The sequence below is a fragment of the Methylovorus glucosotrophus genome (genome assembly GCF_009858335.1).
Taxonomy (GTDB): domain Bacteria; phylum Pseudomonadota; class Gammaproteobacteria; order Burkholderiales; family Methylophilaceae; genus Methylovorus; species Methylovorus glucosotrophus.
Genome location: NZ_VMSE01000002.1, coordinates 293,227 through 309,051 on the forward strand (window position 1 = coordinate 293,227; position 15,825 = coordinate 309,051).

The window sequence follows — 15,825 nt, forward strand, 5'->3', positions numbered from 1 at the left end:
ACTACTCCCACCGGAAGAGGAACTCCTGATCTTAGGTTCGAAGCGAACTGCGCAAAAAGCTGAGCAAGCAGCTTAACTTCACGTTAGCACTAAAGGGCACGGCTATGATTTCATTGCTACAAATAGTTGCAAAACTGCCAATACCAACTGAGTTGCGTTTGTCTTGGCAAAGAACATTGCTAGATAGAGCTTATGCAAAAGATATTTCGGCTGCAAGAAAACTTAAAGACAGAGACAAAGTTGAAAGCTTAGAGCATAACCATCGGTTTGAAGTTGACTTACACGATGAAGAGGAGGACGCCTATTTAACAAAAAAACTCCTCTCAAAAGCTCGTAAACTTCGTGTTCCCGTGCCTCACCGATTCAACGAAGATAAAACCGAGTCTGAACATTGGTACGAAGGGCACTACACGGGGCGCTGGTATTTAACAACCCGTGGGTTTTCCGCGCTTAGAGAGGAAATTCGCCGTGAAGTGAAGGCACGCCATGAAAGTCGTTCACATTGGGTCGTTTGGCTCTCCGCTCTAACTGGTGTTATTGGTGCAGCTACTGGGCTTATTGCTTTGTTAGTTCACAAGGCACCATGAAATATAGGGCTAACCCATCATTCCAGCGGGGCGCTTAACGGCGCCCCTTAATTCAAAGTTAGACCTAACGTCATGCGAACTGTAATTCGTACACAAGATTGGTTTCTCACTGACCCAAGGACGCGCAAATGGATCACTCAATGTGTGGTCTGTCAGCAGCACGGCAGAAAGGCCGATGCTCCAACAAATATTCCGAAAGTTAATTTTGAGGAAATGTTTCCTGTACAGGAACTCAATGAACTTGGTCTTTGTGAAACGTGCGCTCAACATGCTGGCAAAGTCTAACTCTTCGCTCTTAGTCCTGCGTTAGCTCTCTTTACGACAGAGTCACAAATGTTCTAGGCGCGCGGCTTCCGGCACAGGTAAAACATCACCAGCCCGGCAATCACCATGGGCGCGCTCAGCCATTGGCCCATGCTCAACCCCATCGATAACAGACCCAGGTAGCTATCCGGTTCGCGGGTGTATTCCGCCAGAAAGCGGAAGCTGCCGTAGCCAATCAGAAACAGGGCCGACACAGTGCCGCGTGGTCGTGGTTTGCTCGAGTAGATCCATAAAATCACGAACAGCACGACACCTTCCAGCGCAAACTCATAGAGCTGCGAGGGGTGGCGTACCACTTGATCGACCTTGGGGAAGATCATGCCCCAGGGCATGTCGGTGGCCCGGCCCCATAGCTCGCCGTTGATGAAATTGCCCATGCGCCCGGCGCCCAGGCCTATCGGTACCAGCGGTGCTACAAAGTCCATGATCTCCAGCCAGCGCTTGCCGGTTTTGCGGGCAAACAGCGCCATGGCCGCCAGTACGCCGAGAAACCCGCCGTGGAATGACATGCCGCCTTGCCACAGGTAAAGGATTTCATGCGGATGCTGGCTGAAGTAAGTGGGCTGGTAAAACATCACATAACCAAGTCGCCCGCCGATGATGACGCCCAGCGCTCCGTAAAACAGAATGTCATCGACATCGCTGACCTTCCAGCCAGAGTCGGGGTTGCGGCGTATGCGCCACTTGCCCAGCCACAGCAGGCTCAAAAAGCCCAGCAGGTACATGAGGCCATACCAATGGATGCCGAAGCTGCCGATATGAATGGCGATGGGGTCGAATTCTGGATGTATAAGCATGGTGGAAGCAGGCCTGCCCAAGTCGGCTAGCCCTTGGTTCTGTTGGTATTCATGATGTGCTATGGTAACCGAAAATAATGACAATCAGGATCGCGCAAGCAAATTGCCGATGTGCGATACCGGTTTTGGGAGGGTTACATGCAACACTCAGGGATGGAAACGTCCATGCAGAATCCGGGGGAGATCCCAGCTCAGCCCATTACCCTGGAAATGCTCTGCCGCTTTGCGGTAGCCATGTTTCAGCACACTAATGAAAAAATTGCCCTTTATAACCTGAAGGCCGAGACGCGTTATATCAACCCCGCGCTCAAGGCGATATTGCCCGATCACTTGGGCGGAACCGCCGATGTGGTGCTGCATCCTTTTTTCTGGAATTACCGCGAGACGCTGGAAGAGGTGATCCGAACAGGCCGACCGGGTGGCTGCGTGGCGCATTTCACCGTGGGTAGCCAGGAAATATTTGATCTCATCAGCTTCAGTCCATTGTCAGATGAACATGGCCAGATGATCGGTGTGCTGGCGATTGGCCGCCAGACCGACCAGCGCGATGCCGCGGAGACGCTCGAGATCCGCCGTCGCGAACAATATCAGCGTGCCGTGCTGAATACCTTTCCTTTCATGGTGTGGCTGAAAGACAAACAAAGCCGCTTTCTGGCCACCAACAAGACGTTTGCTGAAGTCCTGCAAATTGCGCATGACGAAGACATGCGTGGCAAGACGGATTTTGACTATTTCCCCCACGCCATGGCGGAGGGTTATGTGGCGGATGATCAAGAAGTGCTGGCTTCCGGCGCAGCCAAGATGCTGGTGGAGCCCATCATGAATCCAGACGGCGAGCTGCATTGGGCGGAAACCTACAAATCGCCGGTGGTAATTGATGGACAGGTCATCGGGACGGTGGGCTTTGCGCGGGACATCACAGCAGAGCGCCGGCTGGAAGCAGAAATCGCCCGCCGTGAGAATGAATATTCCATGCTGGTGCAAAATCTGCCGCTGACGGTGGTGCGCTATGACCGCGAGTGCCGCCGTGTGTTTGTGAACTCGTATTGCGCCATGCGCGAAAGCCTGCAGCAGCGTATCAGTGAGGTGATAGGCAAGACGCCGGCTGAGTATTGGAGCGGCAATATCATCAATATCACGGCCGAGGAGTACCAGAAACGTATTCTCGATGTGATGGCGACGGGCGAGTCCGATACGCTGGAGCTGATAACGCAGTATGGCGAGGAGCAACTGGTGCATCTGGTTCGAATCGTGCCGGAGCGCGCGTCCTCCGGAGAGGTGATCGGCGCCATGACGGTGGCGAGTGATGTCACGGAAAACAGCCGCTACCGCAAGCGGATCGAGCAGCTGGCTTACCACGATATCCTGACCGAGTTGCCTAATCGCTTGCTGTTCAATCAGCAACTGCAAATGCTGATTGAACAGACGCAAACCAACAAGCATGGCTTCTGCCTGCTGTTTATTGATCTGGATAACTTCAAGACCATCAACGACACCCTGGGCCATTCGGTCGGCGACAAGTTGCTGATCGAGGTATCGCGCCGGATCCGCCAGTTGCTGGGCAAGGACGACATGCTGGCGCGCATGGGCGGCGACGAATTTGCCATTTCCCTGCCGCATTGCCTGTCGCGTCTGGACGCCGCCTTGCTGGCAGCCCGCATTATTGATGCGCTGAATGTGCCGTTTGAAGTGTCCAGCATCAAGTTTTTTGTGTCAGCCAGCATGGGCATTGCCTTTTACCCTGAGGACAGCAGCCATCTGGATGATTTGCTCAAGCACGCCGATCTGGCCATGTACCACGCCAAACGGCAGGGGCGTAACAATTTCCAGTTTTACAACCAGGAGCTGACCGTCAATGCGGCCGAGCGTTTGCTCATGGAAAATCTGCTGCGGCAGGCGCTGGCAAAAGGTGAGCTGCAGCTGTATTACCAGCCCATCATTGAGCTGGCGACAGGCGAGATGTATGGCGCCGAAGCCCTGCTGCGCTGGAACAGTTTTGACCTCGGCATGGTGGGGCCGGACAAATTCATTCCCATTGCCGAGGAGCGGGGCATGATCGTCGAGATCGGCGGCTGGGTGCTGCGCGAGGGCTGCCGTACCGCCGTCGCGTGGAATGCGCTGCGCAGCCAGCCCTATGTGCTGGCCATCAATCTGTCTTCGCGGCAATTCATGCAGCAGGATTTCCTGACCACGATTACCGACTGCCTGCAGGAAACCGGATGTCATCCGCAATGGCTCAAGTTTGAAATTACCGAAAGCCTGCTGCTGCATGATAGCGACCATATACGCCAGACGCTGGAAGCGCTGCATTCCATCGGCATTGCCATTGCGATTGATGATTTTGGTACCGGGTATTCGGCGCTGGGCTATCTGAATAAATTTCCGGTGAGTCAGGTAAAGATTGACCGCTCGTTTGTCAGCGATATTGCTACCAATACCGAATCGGCGCTGCTGGTCAAAGCCATCATTGCCATGGCCGATAGCCTGGGCAAGGATTTGGTGGCCGAAGGCGTGGAAACGGCCGAGCAGGCCGAACTACTCAGCCAGCTTGGCTGCCAGTATGTGCAAGGCTATTACTACGGCCGTCCGGTGCCGCTGGAGACCTTCAACCAGTCGTTGCGTTGATGCAACGTCGTGGTCCGCTTGGACCGCTCAAATGATGCAAGATAGAGACATCTCACGTCCTCGGCGTTGATCTGGGTTAAAATTTACTTTTTTGATTCCACTCGGATTAACGCCATGCCTGAATACCGTTCCCGTACTACCACCCATGGCCGCAATATGGCGGGTGCCCGTGCCTTGTGGCGGGCTACCGGCATGAAGGAAGAAGACTTCACCAAGCCAATTATTGCGATTGCCAATTCCTTTACCCAGTTTGTGCCTGGCCATGTCCACCTCAAGGACCTGGGCCAGATGGTCGCCCGTGAAATTGAGCGTGCTGGCGGCGTTGCCAAGGAGTTCAACACCATTGCCGTGGATGACGGCATTGCCATGGGCCACGGTGGCATGCTGTACAGCCTGCCCAGCCGCGACCTCATCGCCGATAGCGTTGAGTACATGGTCAACGCCCACTGTGCCGATGCGCTGGTGTGCATCTCCAACTGCGACAAGATCACTCCCGGCATGCTGATGGCAGCACTGCGTCTGAATATCCCGGTGGTATTCGTGTCCGGCGGCCCGATGGAAGCGGGCAAGGTCAACTGGCAAGGTACGTTCCACAAGCTGGATCTGGTGGATGCCATGGTGGCCGGCGCTGACAGCAAGGTGAGCGATGCAGAGTCCGAGGCGATTGAGCGTTCGGCATGCCCGACCTGCGGTTCCTGCTCCGGCATGTTTACCGCCAACTCGATGAACTGCCTGACCGAGGCGCTGGGCCTGTCGTTGCCCGGCAATGGCTCCACACTCGCCACGCACGCTGCCCGCAAGGAGCTGTTCCTGAAGGCGGGTCGCCTGATTGTGGAGATCACCAAGCGCTACTACGAGCAGGACGACGAAAGTGTATTGCCGCGCAACATTGCCAATTTCAAGGCCTTTGAGAATGCCATGAGCCTGGATGTGGCCATGGGCGGCTCCACCAACACCGTGCTGCATTTGCTGGCCGCTGCGCATGAAGCGGGCGTGGATTTCACCATGGCCGATATTGACCGCATTTCGCGCAATGTGCCTTGCGTCTGCAAGGTAGCGCCTGCCACTGCCAAGTACCACATGGAAGACGTGCACCGCGCTGGTGGTGTGATGGGTATTTTGAGCGAGCTGAACCGCGCCGGAAATATCCACGCGGATACGCCTACCGTGCACAGCCCAACCCTGGGTGATGCACTGGCGAAGTGGGATATCACCACTACTACCGACGAAGACGTGAAGAAATTCTACCGTGCTGCGCCTGGCGGCATCTCCACCACCATTGCTTTCAGCCAGTCCATGCTGTGGCCTGAGCTGGATACGGACCGTGAGGAAGGCTGCATCCGCAACAAGGAGCATGCTTACTCGCAGGATGGCGGCCTTGCCGTGCTCTACGGCAACATTGCGCTGGATGGTTGTATCGTCAAAACTGCTGGCGTGGATGACAGTATCCTCAAGTTCACCGGCCGTGCCCGCATTTTTGAATCGCAGGATGCCGCCGTTGAAGGCATTCTCGGTGACAAGATCGTGGCGGGCGATGTCGTGGTCATTCGTTACGAAGGTCCGCGTGGTGGCCCTGGCATGCAGGAAATGCTGTATCCGACCTCCTATCTCAAGTCCAAAGGTCTTGGCAAGGAATGTGCTTTACTTACGGACGGACGTTTTTCTGGCGGTACCTCGGGTCTCAGTATCGGCCATGCATCGCCGGAAGCGGCTGAAGGCGGCGCCATTGGTCTGGTGGAAGAGGGCGATACTATCGAAATCGATATCCCCAACCGTACCATCCATCTGGCTGTGAGCGATGAAATCCTGGCGCACCGTCGTGCCGCCATGGAAGCGCGCGGCAAGGATGCCTGGAAACCACAGGCGCGTGAGCGTCATGTGTCACCAGCCCTGCGTGCCTATGCTGCCATGAGTACCTCGGCGGCCCGCGGCGCAGTGCGGGATGTCAGCCAGATCGAAAAATAATATTGTAAGGATCAAGAGTCGGATGCAATCCATACAGCAGTTGAATGCGCGTTACGGCGTTGGCCAGAAAATCCATTTCTATTCCGATCAGAATGGTCTGGTAACGGTTCATATTGAAAACCCCCATGCCTCGGCCAAGATTGCCCTGCAAGGCGCGCATGTCATGGAGTGGCAACCCCATCACTCGGAAGAGCCGGTATTGTGGCTGTCGGATCAGGCGCGTTTTGTTCGTGGCCGTTCGATTCGCGGTGGGGTGCCGGTCTGCTGGCCCTGGTTTGGTGCACATGCCACTGATGAATCCCTCTGTCCGCACGGTTTTGCCCGCGTGGCCCAGTGGAAAATCGTGGATACCGTCATTGATCCGGATGGCGCCACGCGCATCATCATGCAGCTCATTGAAACCCAGCAGCTCGGCAAGCAATGGCCGCATCACTGTGAAGTCACCCTCACGGTGATTGTCGGCTCTGCCCTGCGCATGCAGCTCACCACCACCAATACCGGTACCGCACCGTTTGTGCTGGGTGAGGCTTTGCATACCTATTTTCATGTCAGCGATATTGAAGTCATCAAGATCAGCGGGCTGGATAACACCCAGTATCAGGACAAGGTGGAAGGCTATGCCGTCAAGCAGCAGCAGGGCGACATCCGCTTTACGGAAGAAACCGATCGGGTCTATATCAATAGCGAGAACACCTGTGTGATTGAAGATCCGGGCCTGCGCCGTCGTATCACCGTGCAGAAATCCGGCAGCAAATCGACGGTGGTATGGAACCCCTGGGGACAGAAAGCCGCCGAGATCGGCGATCTGGGCAGTCATTCGGGCTGGCGCCACATGGTGTGTGTGGAGTCTGCCAATGCGACTGACAATGTCGTCACCGTCGCACCGGGCGAAGTCCATACGCTGGAGGTGGAATACAGCACCGAGTATTACCTCTAGCCTGCATGGCGAAGGGGTCGCCTGGCAGCTGGATTGAACGGCTGGCGGTCAGGCAAGTCAGAATGATGCATGTGCAAGTGATGCATGACAGGACACGGTCAACGTTCAGGCTTTATTGACGTTGATAAGGTGTAGGTGATGCACGAGATTGACAGGGTTAATAAAACGCTTAAGCACTTTCCAAGGCGAGGCAATCCTAGGTATCATTACAAGTTGTATTAACGTAGTTTTTACAAGACCGAGATGAAGGAGAAAGCATGAAAGGTTTATTAATGACGGTTGCAGCCGCCGGCACTTTGATGCTGGCTGGACAAGCAAGCGCAGCAGATGCTAAGGCCGCTGAAGCCCTGGCGCAAAAGAATGGCTGTCTGGCATGTCACAGTGTTGCCAACAAGGTAGTGGGTCCTGCTTACAAGGATGTTGCTGCCAAGTACAAGGGCGACAAGACAGCAGAAGCCAAGCTGATCGCCAAGGTCAAGGCTGGTGGTAGTGGTGTTTGGGGTCCTATCCCAATGCCGCCTAACAGCCCACACGTAAAAGACGAAGACATCAAGACTATCGTTGAATGGATTCTGACTCTGTAATTACGGATTACAGTTTTCAAACAAAAAAGCCGGTTCAAAAGACCGGCTTTTTTGTTGCCCGCAGTTCTCAATGCATGACGTTGAAATCGCGGTCGCAGGTGATGTTTCTGCCTATAGCTGGGCGGCTGTTATGACGATTTCAATCCGCCACTCTGGTCGGGCCAGTGCTGCCTTTACCGTCGCACGTGGGGGAGCCGCTCCGGCTGGCACCCAGGCATCCCACACTTTGTTCATGCTGTCGTAATCGGCCAGGTCTGCGAGAAAAATCTGCGCCATCAGGATGCGCGATTTATCGCTGCCAGCTTCTGCCAGCAAGTTATCGATCATGGTCAGCACTTCGGCAGTTTGGTCCTGGATATCCAGACTGCCATCGTTGGGGACCTGGCCAGCCAGGTAAATTGTGCCGTTAAAAATGGTGGCCTCGCTGTAGCGGGCACCGGGATATAAACGTTGAAGGTCGGACATGGTTTGCCTGTGAAAAGTGAGATCAAGCGCCGTGCTAAAGCAGCCCGGTCAGATATAGGAAAATCGCAACAATCGCCAAGGGTGAAATATAACGTATGGTAAAGCGCCATGCACGATAGGCTAGTGGTGAAATGTCCAGCTCTTCTGCCACATGGGAGGTCTTCATGTACCAGCCGGCAAACACGGCCATGCACAGTCCACCCAGTGGCAGCATGATGGTGGTAGTCAGTTTGTCCAGCGTATCAAAAATGCCGAGACCAAATAGCAGGCGAATGTCTTGCCAAAGATTGAACGAGAGCAGGACGGCGATGCCCAGCAGCCAGTCGGCAATGCCAATCAGCCAGGCTGACTGTTTGCGGTTCAATCGGCTGTTTTCCGTGATCCAGGCAACGGCGGGCTCCACCAGTGAAATCGCCGACGTCCAGGCGGCAAACGCGACCAGAACAAAAAACAGCACGCCCATGATTGTTCCCATGGGCATGCGGCCAAAGGCGATGGGCAGCGTCTGGAAAATCAGGCCGGGGCCTGCGCCTGGTTCCAGATGATTGGCAAACACCAATGCAAAAATGGCGATGCCAACCAGCAGGCCGACCAGCGTATCAGCCAGGGCAATATAGATGGAGGTACGGGCAATGGAAACATGACGTTGCAGATAGGAGCCGTAGACCATGACAGCGCCCATGCCCAGGCTGAGTGAGAAAAACGCATGACCAAGGGCAGAGAGCACCGCAGTGGGCGTGACTTTGGAAAAGTCGGGCGTGAACATGAAATGAAGCGCCGCGTGAAAATCCCCAACCGACATGCTGTAGCCCAGCAGCACCAGCAAAATGGCAAACAGGGAGGGCATCAGTATCTTGTTGGCCTGCTCCAGCCCGGCATTGACGCCACGTGCCACCACGCCCAGCGTCATGCCGATGAACATGGTATGCCAAAGCGCTAGCTCAACAGGCGATGCCAGAAACTGCTGAAAGGCGCTCGCTGCTCGCTCCCCATCCATGCCGATGAAGCTGCCGCGAGCCGCTTCCACCACGTAATGCAGAATCCACCCCGCAATCACACTGTAGAAAGCCAGTATCAAGATACCGGCGAACAGCCCCATGACGCCCACCCATTTCCAGTGCCTGCTGCTGCCAGCCTCCTGCGCCAGCGCATGCATGCCATCGATGGGGTTACGCTGGGCGCGGCGCCCCAACATGATTTCGCACATCATGAGCGGGATGCCGACAATCGCGATGCAGGCGAGAAATACCAGCACAAAGGCACTGCCGCCATTGACGCCGGTCATGTAGGGGAATTTCCAGATATTGCCAAGACCAATGGCAGAACCCGCAGTAGCCAGCATGAATGTCCAGCGATTTGACCAGTGACTGCGGGCTTGGCTCATCGTCTATGCCTTATCCCTTGAAGTAGCGATCTGTTTCCGCCTTGATCACCTTGGAAAGTACCAGCAGGCCGATCAGATTGGGAATCGCCATCATGCCATTCATCAGGTCCGAGAAATTCCACACCAGTTCCAGGCTGATGCTGGCACCCACGGCGACCGCCAGGGTGAACACCAGACGATAAATCTTGATACTGCGGAAGCCGAACAGGTATTCCACCGCTTTTTCGCCGTAGTAATTCCAGCCGATGAGGGTGGAGTAGGCAAACAGCGCGGTTGAAATGGCGACGATGTATTTGCCAGTGTCGCCCAGGGTTTCCGCCATGCTGATGCTGGTGAGCTGGCCTGCGCTGACGCCGTGCTTCCAGGCCGTGGCGGTGAGGATGATGAGGGCGGTCATGGTGCACACCACCAGCGTATCAATAAAGGTTTGCGTCATGCTCACCAGTGCCTGGCTGACCGGGTCTTTGGTGCGAGCGGCGGCGGCGGCAATGGGCGCCGAGCCGAGGCCGGATTCATTGGAAAACACGCCGCGGGCAATGCCATAACGCATGGCGGCGGCGACCGTGGCCCCGGCAAAGCCACCACCGGCGGCGGCCGGGCTGAAGGCATGATGGAAGATCAGATAAAACGCATGCGGGATTTCGCTAAAGTTGTAGGCCAGCACCACCAGGCCGCTACCCACGTACACCAAGATCATGAGTGGCACCAGATAAGAGGTGAACTTGCCGATGGACTTGATGCCGCCGATGATCACGAGGCCGGTCAGCACCATGAGGATAAAGCCGGTGAGCTCGGTGGGAATATGAAAGGTGGATTTGAAGATTTCTGCCGTGGCATTGGCCTGCGCCATATTGCCGATACCAAAGGCGGCACAGGCGGTAAAGAAAGCGAACAGGGCGCCAAGCCACGGCATGCCCACGCCTTTTGCCAGGTAGTACATGGGGCCGCCGCGCATGCCATGTGGGCCTTTTTCACGGTATTTGATGGCGAGGACGGCTTCTGAATATTTGGTCACCATGCCGACCAGGCCAGTCATCCACATCCAGAACACGGCGCCGGGCCCGCCCAGGGTAATGGCGGTGGCAACGCCGACAATATTGCCTATGCCCACGGTCGCGGCAAGCGCGGTCATCAGCGCTGCAAAGTGGCTGATATCGCCATCATGCCCGACTTCTTTTTTGAAAATCAGCTTGAATGCCAGTGGCAGGGTGCGGAACTGCAAACCCTTGAGCAGCACGGTCAGATAGAGGCCGGTGCCCACCAGCAGGATCAGCATGGGGGGCCCCCAGATCCAGCTGGATAATGTGGCGATGACGCTTTCAATGGTTTGCATTTATAACTCCCTTTTTACAGGGATTATAAGCACAAACCGCGCCGATCAAGCTAACCCAGCCAGTTTTTATCGATGAGGAAGTCGCTGTAGAGACGGGCTTCAGGCGAGCCTGCTTCGGGTTTCCAGTCATAGCGCCATTTGACGATGGGGGGCATGGAAAGCAGGATGGATTCGGTGCGGCCATTCGATTGCAGGCCAAACAGCGTGCCGCGGTCATACACCAGGTTGAATTCCACATAGCGGCCACGACGATAGGCCTGGAAATCGCGCTCGCGCTCGCCATACGCCATGTCTTTGCGGCGCTGCACGATAGGCATGTAAGCCTGAATGAAGGCATCGCCCACATTGCGGATCAGGGCAAAGCTCTGCTCAAAGCCCAGCTCATTGAAATCATCAAAGAAGATGCCGCCTATGCCGCGTGGCTCCTTGCGATGCTTGAGGTGGAAATATTCATCGCAATGCTGCTTGAAGGCGGGGTAATACTGGCTGCCAAATGGCGCGAGCGCTTCGCGGCAAAGGCGGTGAAAGTGAATGGCGTCTTCTTCAAACCCGTAATACGGCGTCAGGTCCATGCCGCCGCCAAACCACCAGATCGGCTCTTCACCGGGCTTTTCCGCAACAAAAAAGCGCACATTCATGTGCACGGTGGGGATGTAAGGGTTACGCGGATGAAACACCAGCGAGACGCCCATGGCTTTCCAGCTGCGGCCCGCCGCTTCCGGGTGTGCCACGCTGGCGGATGGCGGCAACTTGTTGCCAATCACATGCGAAAAGCCCACGCCTGCACGTTCAAACACATTACCTTCTTCCAGCAGGCAGGAAGTGCCGCCGCCGCCTTCCGGCCGCTGCCAGCTGTCGTTGAGGAAATTCTTGCCATCAATCAGCTCAATTGCCTCAACGATGCGGCTTTGCAGACCTTGCAGATAGTCATATACAGCGTCGGAATTCATGCGGTGCTCCGGTTTAGGGGCGCAAAATGCGTCCGGTGATGAGGTCTTGTATGGTCGATGGCTTGCGGGCGCCGCCGGTGAGTCCGGCGATGACGCGTACGCGCTGCCCGAAAAGCTGGCGGCATTTACGGGTGGTTTTGGCCGACGCATGACCCGCCTTGTTGGCACTGGTGGAGACCAGGGCCATGCCTGCCATGCGGCAAAGTCTCGCCGACAGAGGGTGTGCTGTCACTCGCACGGCAAGCGAGGGATGACGGCCATGCAGCCAGATGGGGCAGTCTTCGGCGTGCGGCACCAGCCAGGTATGCGGGCCGGGCCAGGTGGTGGCAACCCGTGCTTGCTGCTCGGGGCTTAAGGGTGCGATCAGGCGCTTGAAGCGCGTCTGCTGATCGCCAATCAGGATCAGCCCTTTGCGCTGCGGCCGACCCTTGAGACGCAGTATGCGCTGCACGCCCAGGCGGCTATGTGGATCACACCCCAGTCCGAAACAGGACTCGGTAGGGTAGGCAATGACCCCGCCATGACGCAGGTAATGCCGCAACTCGCGTGCATTCATCATCGCCGATTATCCTCAGGATTTGACGGCGCGGTAGCCGATATCCTTGCGCATCTGCGCGCCATCAAAGCGAATCTCTTCGGCGATCTGGTAAGCACGGCTTTGTGCGTATTTCACGGTTTCGCCCAGCGCGGTAACGCAGAGTACACGGCCACCGCTGGTCAGCACGCGGCCATCTTCCAGGCGGGTGCCGGCATGAAACACATGGGCATCCTGCAGATCACGCGGCAAGCCGGTGATTTCATCACCCGTGCGCGGGGTGTCAGGGTAATTGGCCGCTGCCATCACCACGCCCAGCGCGGTACGGCGATCCCAGTCCACCGTTGCCTGATCCAGAGTGCCGTTGACGGCGTGCTCGGCCAGACCCACGAGGTCTGTTTTGAGGCGCAGCATGATGGGCTGGGTTTCCGGGTCGCCCATGCGGCAGTTGAATTCCAGTGTCTTGACGTCGCCTTCAGGCGTAATCATCAGGCCTGCATACAAAAAGCCGGTGTAGGGGATGCCATCTTTTGCCATGCCTGCCACGGTGGGGGCAATGATTTCGCGCATCACCTTGGCGTGTATGTCAGGAGTGACCACAGGGGCGGGGGAGTAGGCCCCCATGCCGCCGGTGTTGGGGCCCTGGTCGCCATCCAGCAGGCGTTTGTGGTCCTGGCTGGTGGCCAGTGGCAGGATATTCTTGCCATCGACCATCACGATAAAGCTGGCTTCTTCGCCCGTCAGGAATTCTTCGATGACCACGCGGGCACCGGCAGCTCCCAGCTTGTTGTCGGCCAGCATGGCGTCAATGGCGGCGTGTGCTTCGTCTTCATCCATCGCTACCACCACGCCCTTGCCAGCGGCCAGGCCATCGGCCTTGATGACGATAGGCGCGCCTTGCTCACGCACGTAGTCATGGGCAGCGGCGGCATCGGTAAACGTGGCATAAGCCGCGGTCGGAATGCCATGACGAATCATGAAGGCCTTGGCGAAATCCTTGGAGCTTTCCAGCTGGGCAGCGGCCTTGGTCGGGCCGAAAATCTTCAGGTCATTGGCACGGAACGCATCTACCACACCCTGCGAAAGCGGGGCTTCCGGGCCGACGATGGTCAGGGCGATCTGCTCCTTGAGTGCAAACTCCAGCAGATCCGCTACCGAGGAAACAGGAACATTGACCATGTCCGGGTTAAGTGCGGTGCCTGCATTGCCCGGCGCGACATAGACGCGGCTGATATTGGGGTTTTGCGTAACTTTCCAGGCCAGTGCGTGTTCGCGGCCACCGCTGCCAATGACGAGTACTTTCATGTTGTTAACCCTGTGCTATGTGAACAATGCCCCGCGATCTGAGCAATGGGCATTCCGCATAATCGGAAAGCCCATCCAGATGCGCAGGGCATGGCATGTTTAGTGACGGAAATGACGAATGCCGGTGAGCACCATGGCGATGCCATGCTCATCCGCGGCAGCAATGACTTCTTCATCGCGAATGCTGCCACCTGGCTGAATAACGCAAGCAGCACCGGCTTCAGCCAGCACGTCCACCCCATCGCGGAACGGGAAGAAAGCATCGGAAGCCACGGCAGAACCTTGCAGGGACAGGCCGGCATTTTGCGCCTTGATGGCGGCGATTTTGGTGCTATCCACGCGGCTCATCTGGCCTGCGCCCACGCCCAGCGTCATGCCATTGCCACAGAAGACGATGGCATTGGATTTGACATACTTGGCCACGCGCCAGGCGAAGAGCAGATCTTGCAGCTGTTGCGGTGTAGGCTGTGTGCGGGTAACCACCTTGAGATCAGACAGGCTGAGCTCGTGGTTGTCCGCAGTCTGAATCAGCAGGCCCGAGCCCACGCGCTTGGTGTCATGCGAATTGCGGCCTTGCTCCCAGGCGCTGCTGCCACCGGGTGGTAATGCAATCTTGAGCACGCGCACATTGGCCTTGGCCTTGAAAATCGCCAGCGCATCGGCCGTGAAGTCAGGGGCAATCAGTACTTCAACAAACTGCTTGGCAACGGCTTCTGCCGCGGCAGCATCCACAGTCTGGTTGAAGGCGATAATGCCGCCGAATGCCGAGGTCGTGTCCGTCTGGAAAGCCTTGCTGTACGCTTCGAGCGCGGTCGCGCCTACGGCAACGCCACAAGGGTTGGCATGCTTGACGATCACGCAGGCGCCACTGTCAAAGCTCTTCACGCATTCCCAGGCGGCATCGGCATCAGCGATGTTGTTGTAGGAAAGCTCCTTGCCCTGCAACTGTTCGGCGGTGACCAGTGAGCCAGGTGCCGGGTACAAGTCGCGGTAGAACGCCGCCTGCTGGTGCGGGTTTTCGCCATAGCGCAGGTCTTGCACCTTGACGAAGCGGCCATTGGTTTGTGCAGGGAATGCGCTGCGGGTGCCATCGGTATTGATGGAAGAAAGATAATCGCTGATGGCGGCATCGTAGTTGCTGATGCGGTTGAACGCGGCGACGGACAGCGCAAAGCGTGTGGACTGGCTGGTGGCGCCACCCGTGCTCTTCATCTCATCCAGCACGGCGGCGTATTGCGATGCATCGGTCAGCACCACGACGTCTTTCCAGTTCTTGGCGGCGGAGCGCACCATGGCCGGGCCACCGATGTCGATGTTTTCAATCGCATCTTCCAGCGTACAGTCGGCCTTGGCAACAGTGGCCTCGAACGGATAAAGATTCACGCACAGCAAATCAATATTGGGGATGCCCGCTTCCTGCATGGCGCTTACATGTTCGGGCAGATCGCGACGGCCCAGCAGACCGCCGTGCACCTTGGGATGCAGCGTTTTGACGCGGCCATCCAGCATTTCAGGAAAGCCGGTGTAATCACTGACTTCAATCACCGGAATCTGGTGATCGCGAAACAGCTTAGCCGTGCCGCCAGTCGAGAGGATTTCGACGCCAAAGGCGTGCAGGCTTTGGGCAAATTCGACGATGCCTGCCTTGTCGGAAACGCTGATGAGTGCTCTTTTGATGATGGCCATGATGTCAGTTGATGTCTGTGTGGGTCAGTAAATATGCGTCGTTAAATTGAAGCGGGAAAAATAAAACAGGAAAACATGTAGCGCAGCAGGAAGCGGCCGTGGCCGCCTGGCGGTTATTCAATCTGGTAAAGCTGCATCTTCTTGCGCAGGGTGTTGCGATTGAGGCCGAGAATCTCGGCAGCCTTGCTCTGGTTGCCCCCGGCACGATGCAGCACGTATTCGAGCATGGGTTTTTCCACGCAGCCCATCACCATGTCATACACGGCGTGGGGCGGCTGGCCATCCAGGTCTTTGAAATATTCATCCAGGGCAGCCCGGATACAGGCGGCGACGTCTTTGTTACTCATA

The 15,825-nt window shown here is 56.6% G+C and carries 14 protein-coding genes; 5 read left to right on the plus strand and 9 right to left on the minus strand.

What is annotated here, in order from left to right:
• Positions 1-104: 104 nt before the first annotated feature.
• Positions 105-587, plus strand: a complete 483-nt coding sequence (locus tag FNL37_RS12500; RefSeq protein ID WP_159356363.1) for a hypothetical protein — start codon at positions 105-107, stop codon at positions 585-587.
• A gap of 338 nt (positions 588-925) precedes the next feature.
• Here the strand turns inward: FNL37_RS12500 and lgt are convergent, their stop codons facing one another.
• On the minus strand, positions 926-1,708 hold the full coding sequence (lgt, locus tag FNL37_RS12505; protein WP_159356364.1) for a prolipoprotein diacylglyceryl transferase: 783 nt from the start codon (positions 1,706-1,708) through the stop codon (positions 926-928).
• A gap of 138 nt (positions 1,709-1,846) precedes the next feature.
• On the opposite strand from lgt, the gene FNL37_RS12510 reads away from it, so the two are divergent.
• The 4 genes from FNL37_RS12510 (at position 1,847) to FNL37_RS12525 (ending at position 7,819) form a co-directional block, all read left to right on the plus strand.
• Positions 1,847-4,333, plus strand: coding sequence for a sensor domain-containing protein (locus FNL37_RS12510; RefSeq protein ID WP_159356365.1), 2,487 nt, complete (start codon positions 1,847-1,849; stop codon positions 4,331-4,333).
• Between the two features lie 114 nt (positions 4,334-4,447).
• Positions 4,448-6,298 (plus strand): dihydroxy-acid dehydratase, encoded by a 1,851-nt coding sequence (gene ilvD, locus FNL37_RS12515; protein ID WP_013441194.1) that lies wholly within the window; start codon positions 4,448-4,450, stop codon positions 6,296-6,298.
• Positions 6,299-6,320: 22 nt separating this feature from the next.
• Positions 6,321-7,235: a D-hexose-6-phosphate mutarotase gene (locus FNL37_RS12520; RefSeq protein WP_159356366.1), complete on the plus strand. Its 915-nt coding sequence runs from the start codon at positions 6,321-6,323 to the stop codon at positions 7,233-7,235.
• 257 nt (positions 7,236-7,492) lie between these two features.
• A complete protein-coding gene (locus tag FNL37_RS12525) occupies positions 7,493-7,819 on the plus strand; it encodes a c-type cytochrome (protein WP_013441196.1) in 327 nt (108 codons plus the stop codon).
• Positions 7,820-7,930: 111 nt separating this feature from the next.
• On the opposite strand, the gene FNL37_RS12530 is transcribed toward FNL37_RS12525, so the two are convergent.
• From FNL37_RS12530 to FNL37_RS12565, 8 genes are all read right to left on the minus strand, one after another.
• Positions 7,931-8,284, minus strand: coding sequence for a RidA family protein (locus FNL37_RS12530; protein ID WP_159356367.1), 354 nt, complete (start codon positions 8,282-8,284; stop codon positions 7,931-7,933).
• Between the two features lie 34 nt (positions 8,285-8,318).
• Positions 8,319-9,668, minus strand: coding sequence for a sodium-dependent transporter (locus tag FNL37_RS12535; RefSeq protein WP_159356368.1), 1,350 nt, complete (start codon positions 9,666-9,668; stop codon positions 8,319-8,321).
• 10 nt (positions 9,669-9,678) lie between these two features.
• Complete coding sequence (locus FNL37_RS12540; protein WP_159356369.1) at positions 9,679-11,001, minus strand: alanine/glycine:cation symporter family protein; 1,323 nt, start codon at positions 10,999-11,001, stop codon at positions 9,679-9,681.
• A gap of 50 nt (positions 11,002-11,051) precedes the next feature.
• A complete protein-coding gene (gene hemF, locus FNL37_RS12545; RefSeq protein ID WP_015829304.1) occupies positions 11,052-11,951 on the minus strand; it encodes an oxygen-dependent coproporphyrinogen oxidase in 900 nt (299 codons plus the stop codon).
• 13 nt (positions 11,952-11,964) lie between these two features.
• Positions 11,965-12,510: an L-threonylcarbamoyladenylate synthase type 1 TsaC gene (gene tsaC, locus FNL37_RS12550; protein WP_159356370.1), complete on the minus strand. Its 546-nt coding sequence runs from the start codon at positions 12,508-12,510 to the stop codon at positions 11,965-11,967.
• A 12-nt stretch (positions 12,511-12,522) separates the two neighbouring features.
• Positions 12,523-13,791, minus strand: a complete 1,269-nt coding sequence (purD, locus tag FNL37_RS12555; RefSeq protein WP_015829305.1) for a phosphoribosylamine--glycine ligase — start codon at positions 13,789-13,791, stop codon at positions 12,523-12,525.
• A 99-nt stretch (positions 13,792-13,890) separates the two neighbouring features.
• Entirely contained in the window at positions 13,891-15,477 is a 1,587-nt protein-coding gene (gene purH, locus FNL37_RS12560) for a bifunctional phosphoribosylaminoimidazolecarboxamide formyltransferase/IMP cyclohydrolase (RefSeq protein WP_159356371.1), read from the minus strand.
• Between the two features lie 113 nt (positions 15,478-15,590).
• On the minus strand, positions 15,591-15,824 hold the full coding sequence (locus FNL37_RS12565; RefSeq protein WP_013441204.1) for a Fis family transcriptional regulator: 234 nt from the start codon (positions 15,822-15,824) through the stop codon (positions 15,591-15,593).
• Position 15,825 lies beyond the last annotated feature (1 nt).

Excerpts from the sequence above, each read along its gene's own strand:
- FNL37_RS12510 (WP_159356365.1), top strand. The coding sequence starts at position 1,847 with ATGCAACACTCAGGGATGGAAACGTCCATGCAGAATCCGGGGGAGATC.
- FNL37_RS12540 (WP_159356369.1), bottom strand. The coding sequence starts at position 11,001 with ATGCAAACCATTGAAAGCGTCATCGCCACATTATCCAGCTGGATCTGG.
- FNL37_RS12520 (WP_159356366.1), top strand. The coding sequence starts at position 6,321 with ATGCAATCCATACAGCAGTTGAATGCGCGTTACGGCGTTGGCCAGAAA.
- FNL37_RS12525 (WP_013441196.1), top strand. The coding sequence starts at position 7,493 with ATGAAAGGTTTATTAATGACGGTTGCAGCCGCCGGCACTTTGATGCTG.
- ilvD (WP_013441194.1), top strand. The coding sequence starts at position 4,448 with ATGCCTGAATACCGTTCCCGTACTACCACCCATGGCCGCAATATGGCG.
- purD (WP_015829305.1), bottom strand. The coding sequence starts at position 13,791 with ATGAAAGTACTCGTCATTGGCAGCGGTGGCCGCGAACACGCACTGGCC.
- hemF (WP_015829304.1), bottom strand. The coding sequence starts at position 11,951 with ATGAATTCCGACGCTGTATATGACTATCTGCAAGGTCTGCAAAGCCGC.
- purH (WP_159356371.1), bottom strand. The coding sequence starts at position 15,477 with ATGGCCATCATCAAAAGAGCACTCATCAGCGTTTCCGACAAGGCAGGC.
- lgt (WP_159356364.1), bottom strand. The coding sequence starts at position 1,708 with ATGCTTATACATCCAGAATTCGACCCCATCGCCATTCATATCGGCAGC.
- FNL37_RS12500 (WP_159356363.1), top strand. The coding sequence starts at position 105 with ATGATTTCATTGCTACAAATAGTTGCAAAACTGCCAATACCAACTGAG.
- FNL37_RS12565 (WP_013441204.1), bottom strand. The coding sequence starts at position 15,824 with ATGAGTAACAAAGACGTCGCCGCCTGTATCCGGGCTGCCCTGGATGAA.
- FNL37_RS12535 (WP_159356368.1), bottom strand. The coding sequence starts at position 9,668 with ATGAGCCAAGCCCGCAGTCACTGGTCAAATCGCTGGACATTCATGCTG.
- tsaC (WP_159356370.1), bottom strand. The coding sequence starts at position 12,510 with ATGATGAATGCACGCGAGTTGCGGCATTACCTGCGTCATGGCGGGGTC.
- FNL37_RS12530 (WP_159356367.1), bottom strand. The coding sequence starts at position 8,284 with ATGTCCGACCTTCAACGTTTATATCCCGGTGCCCGCTACAGCGAGGCC.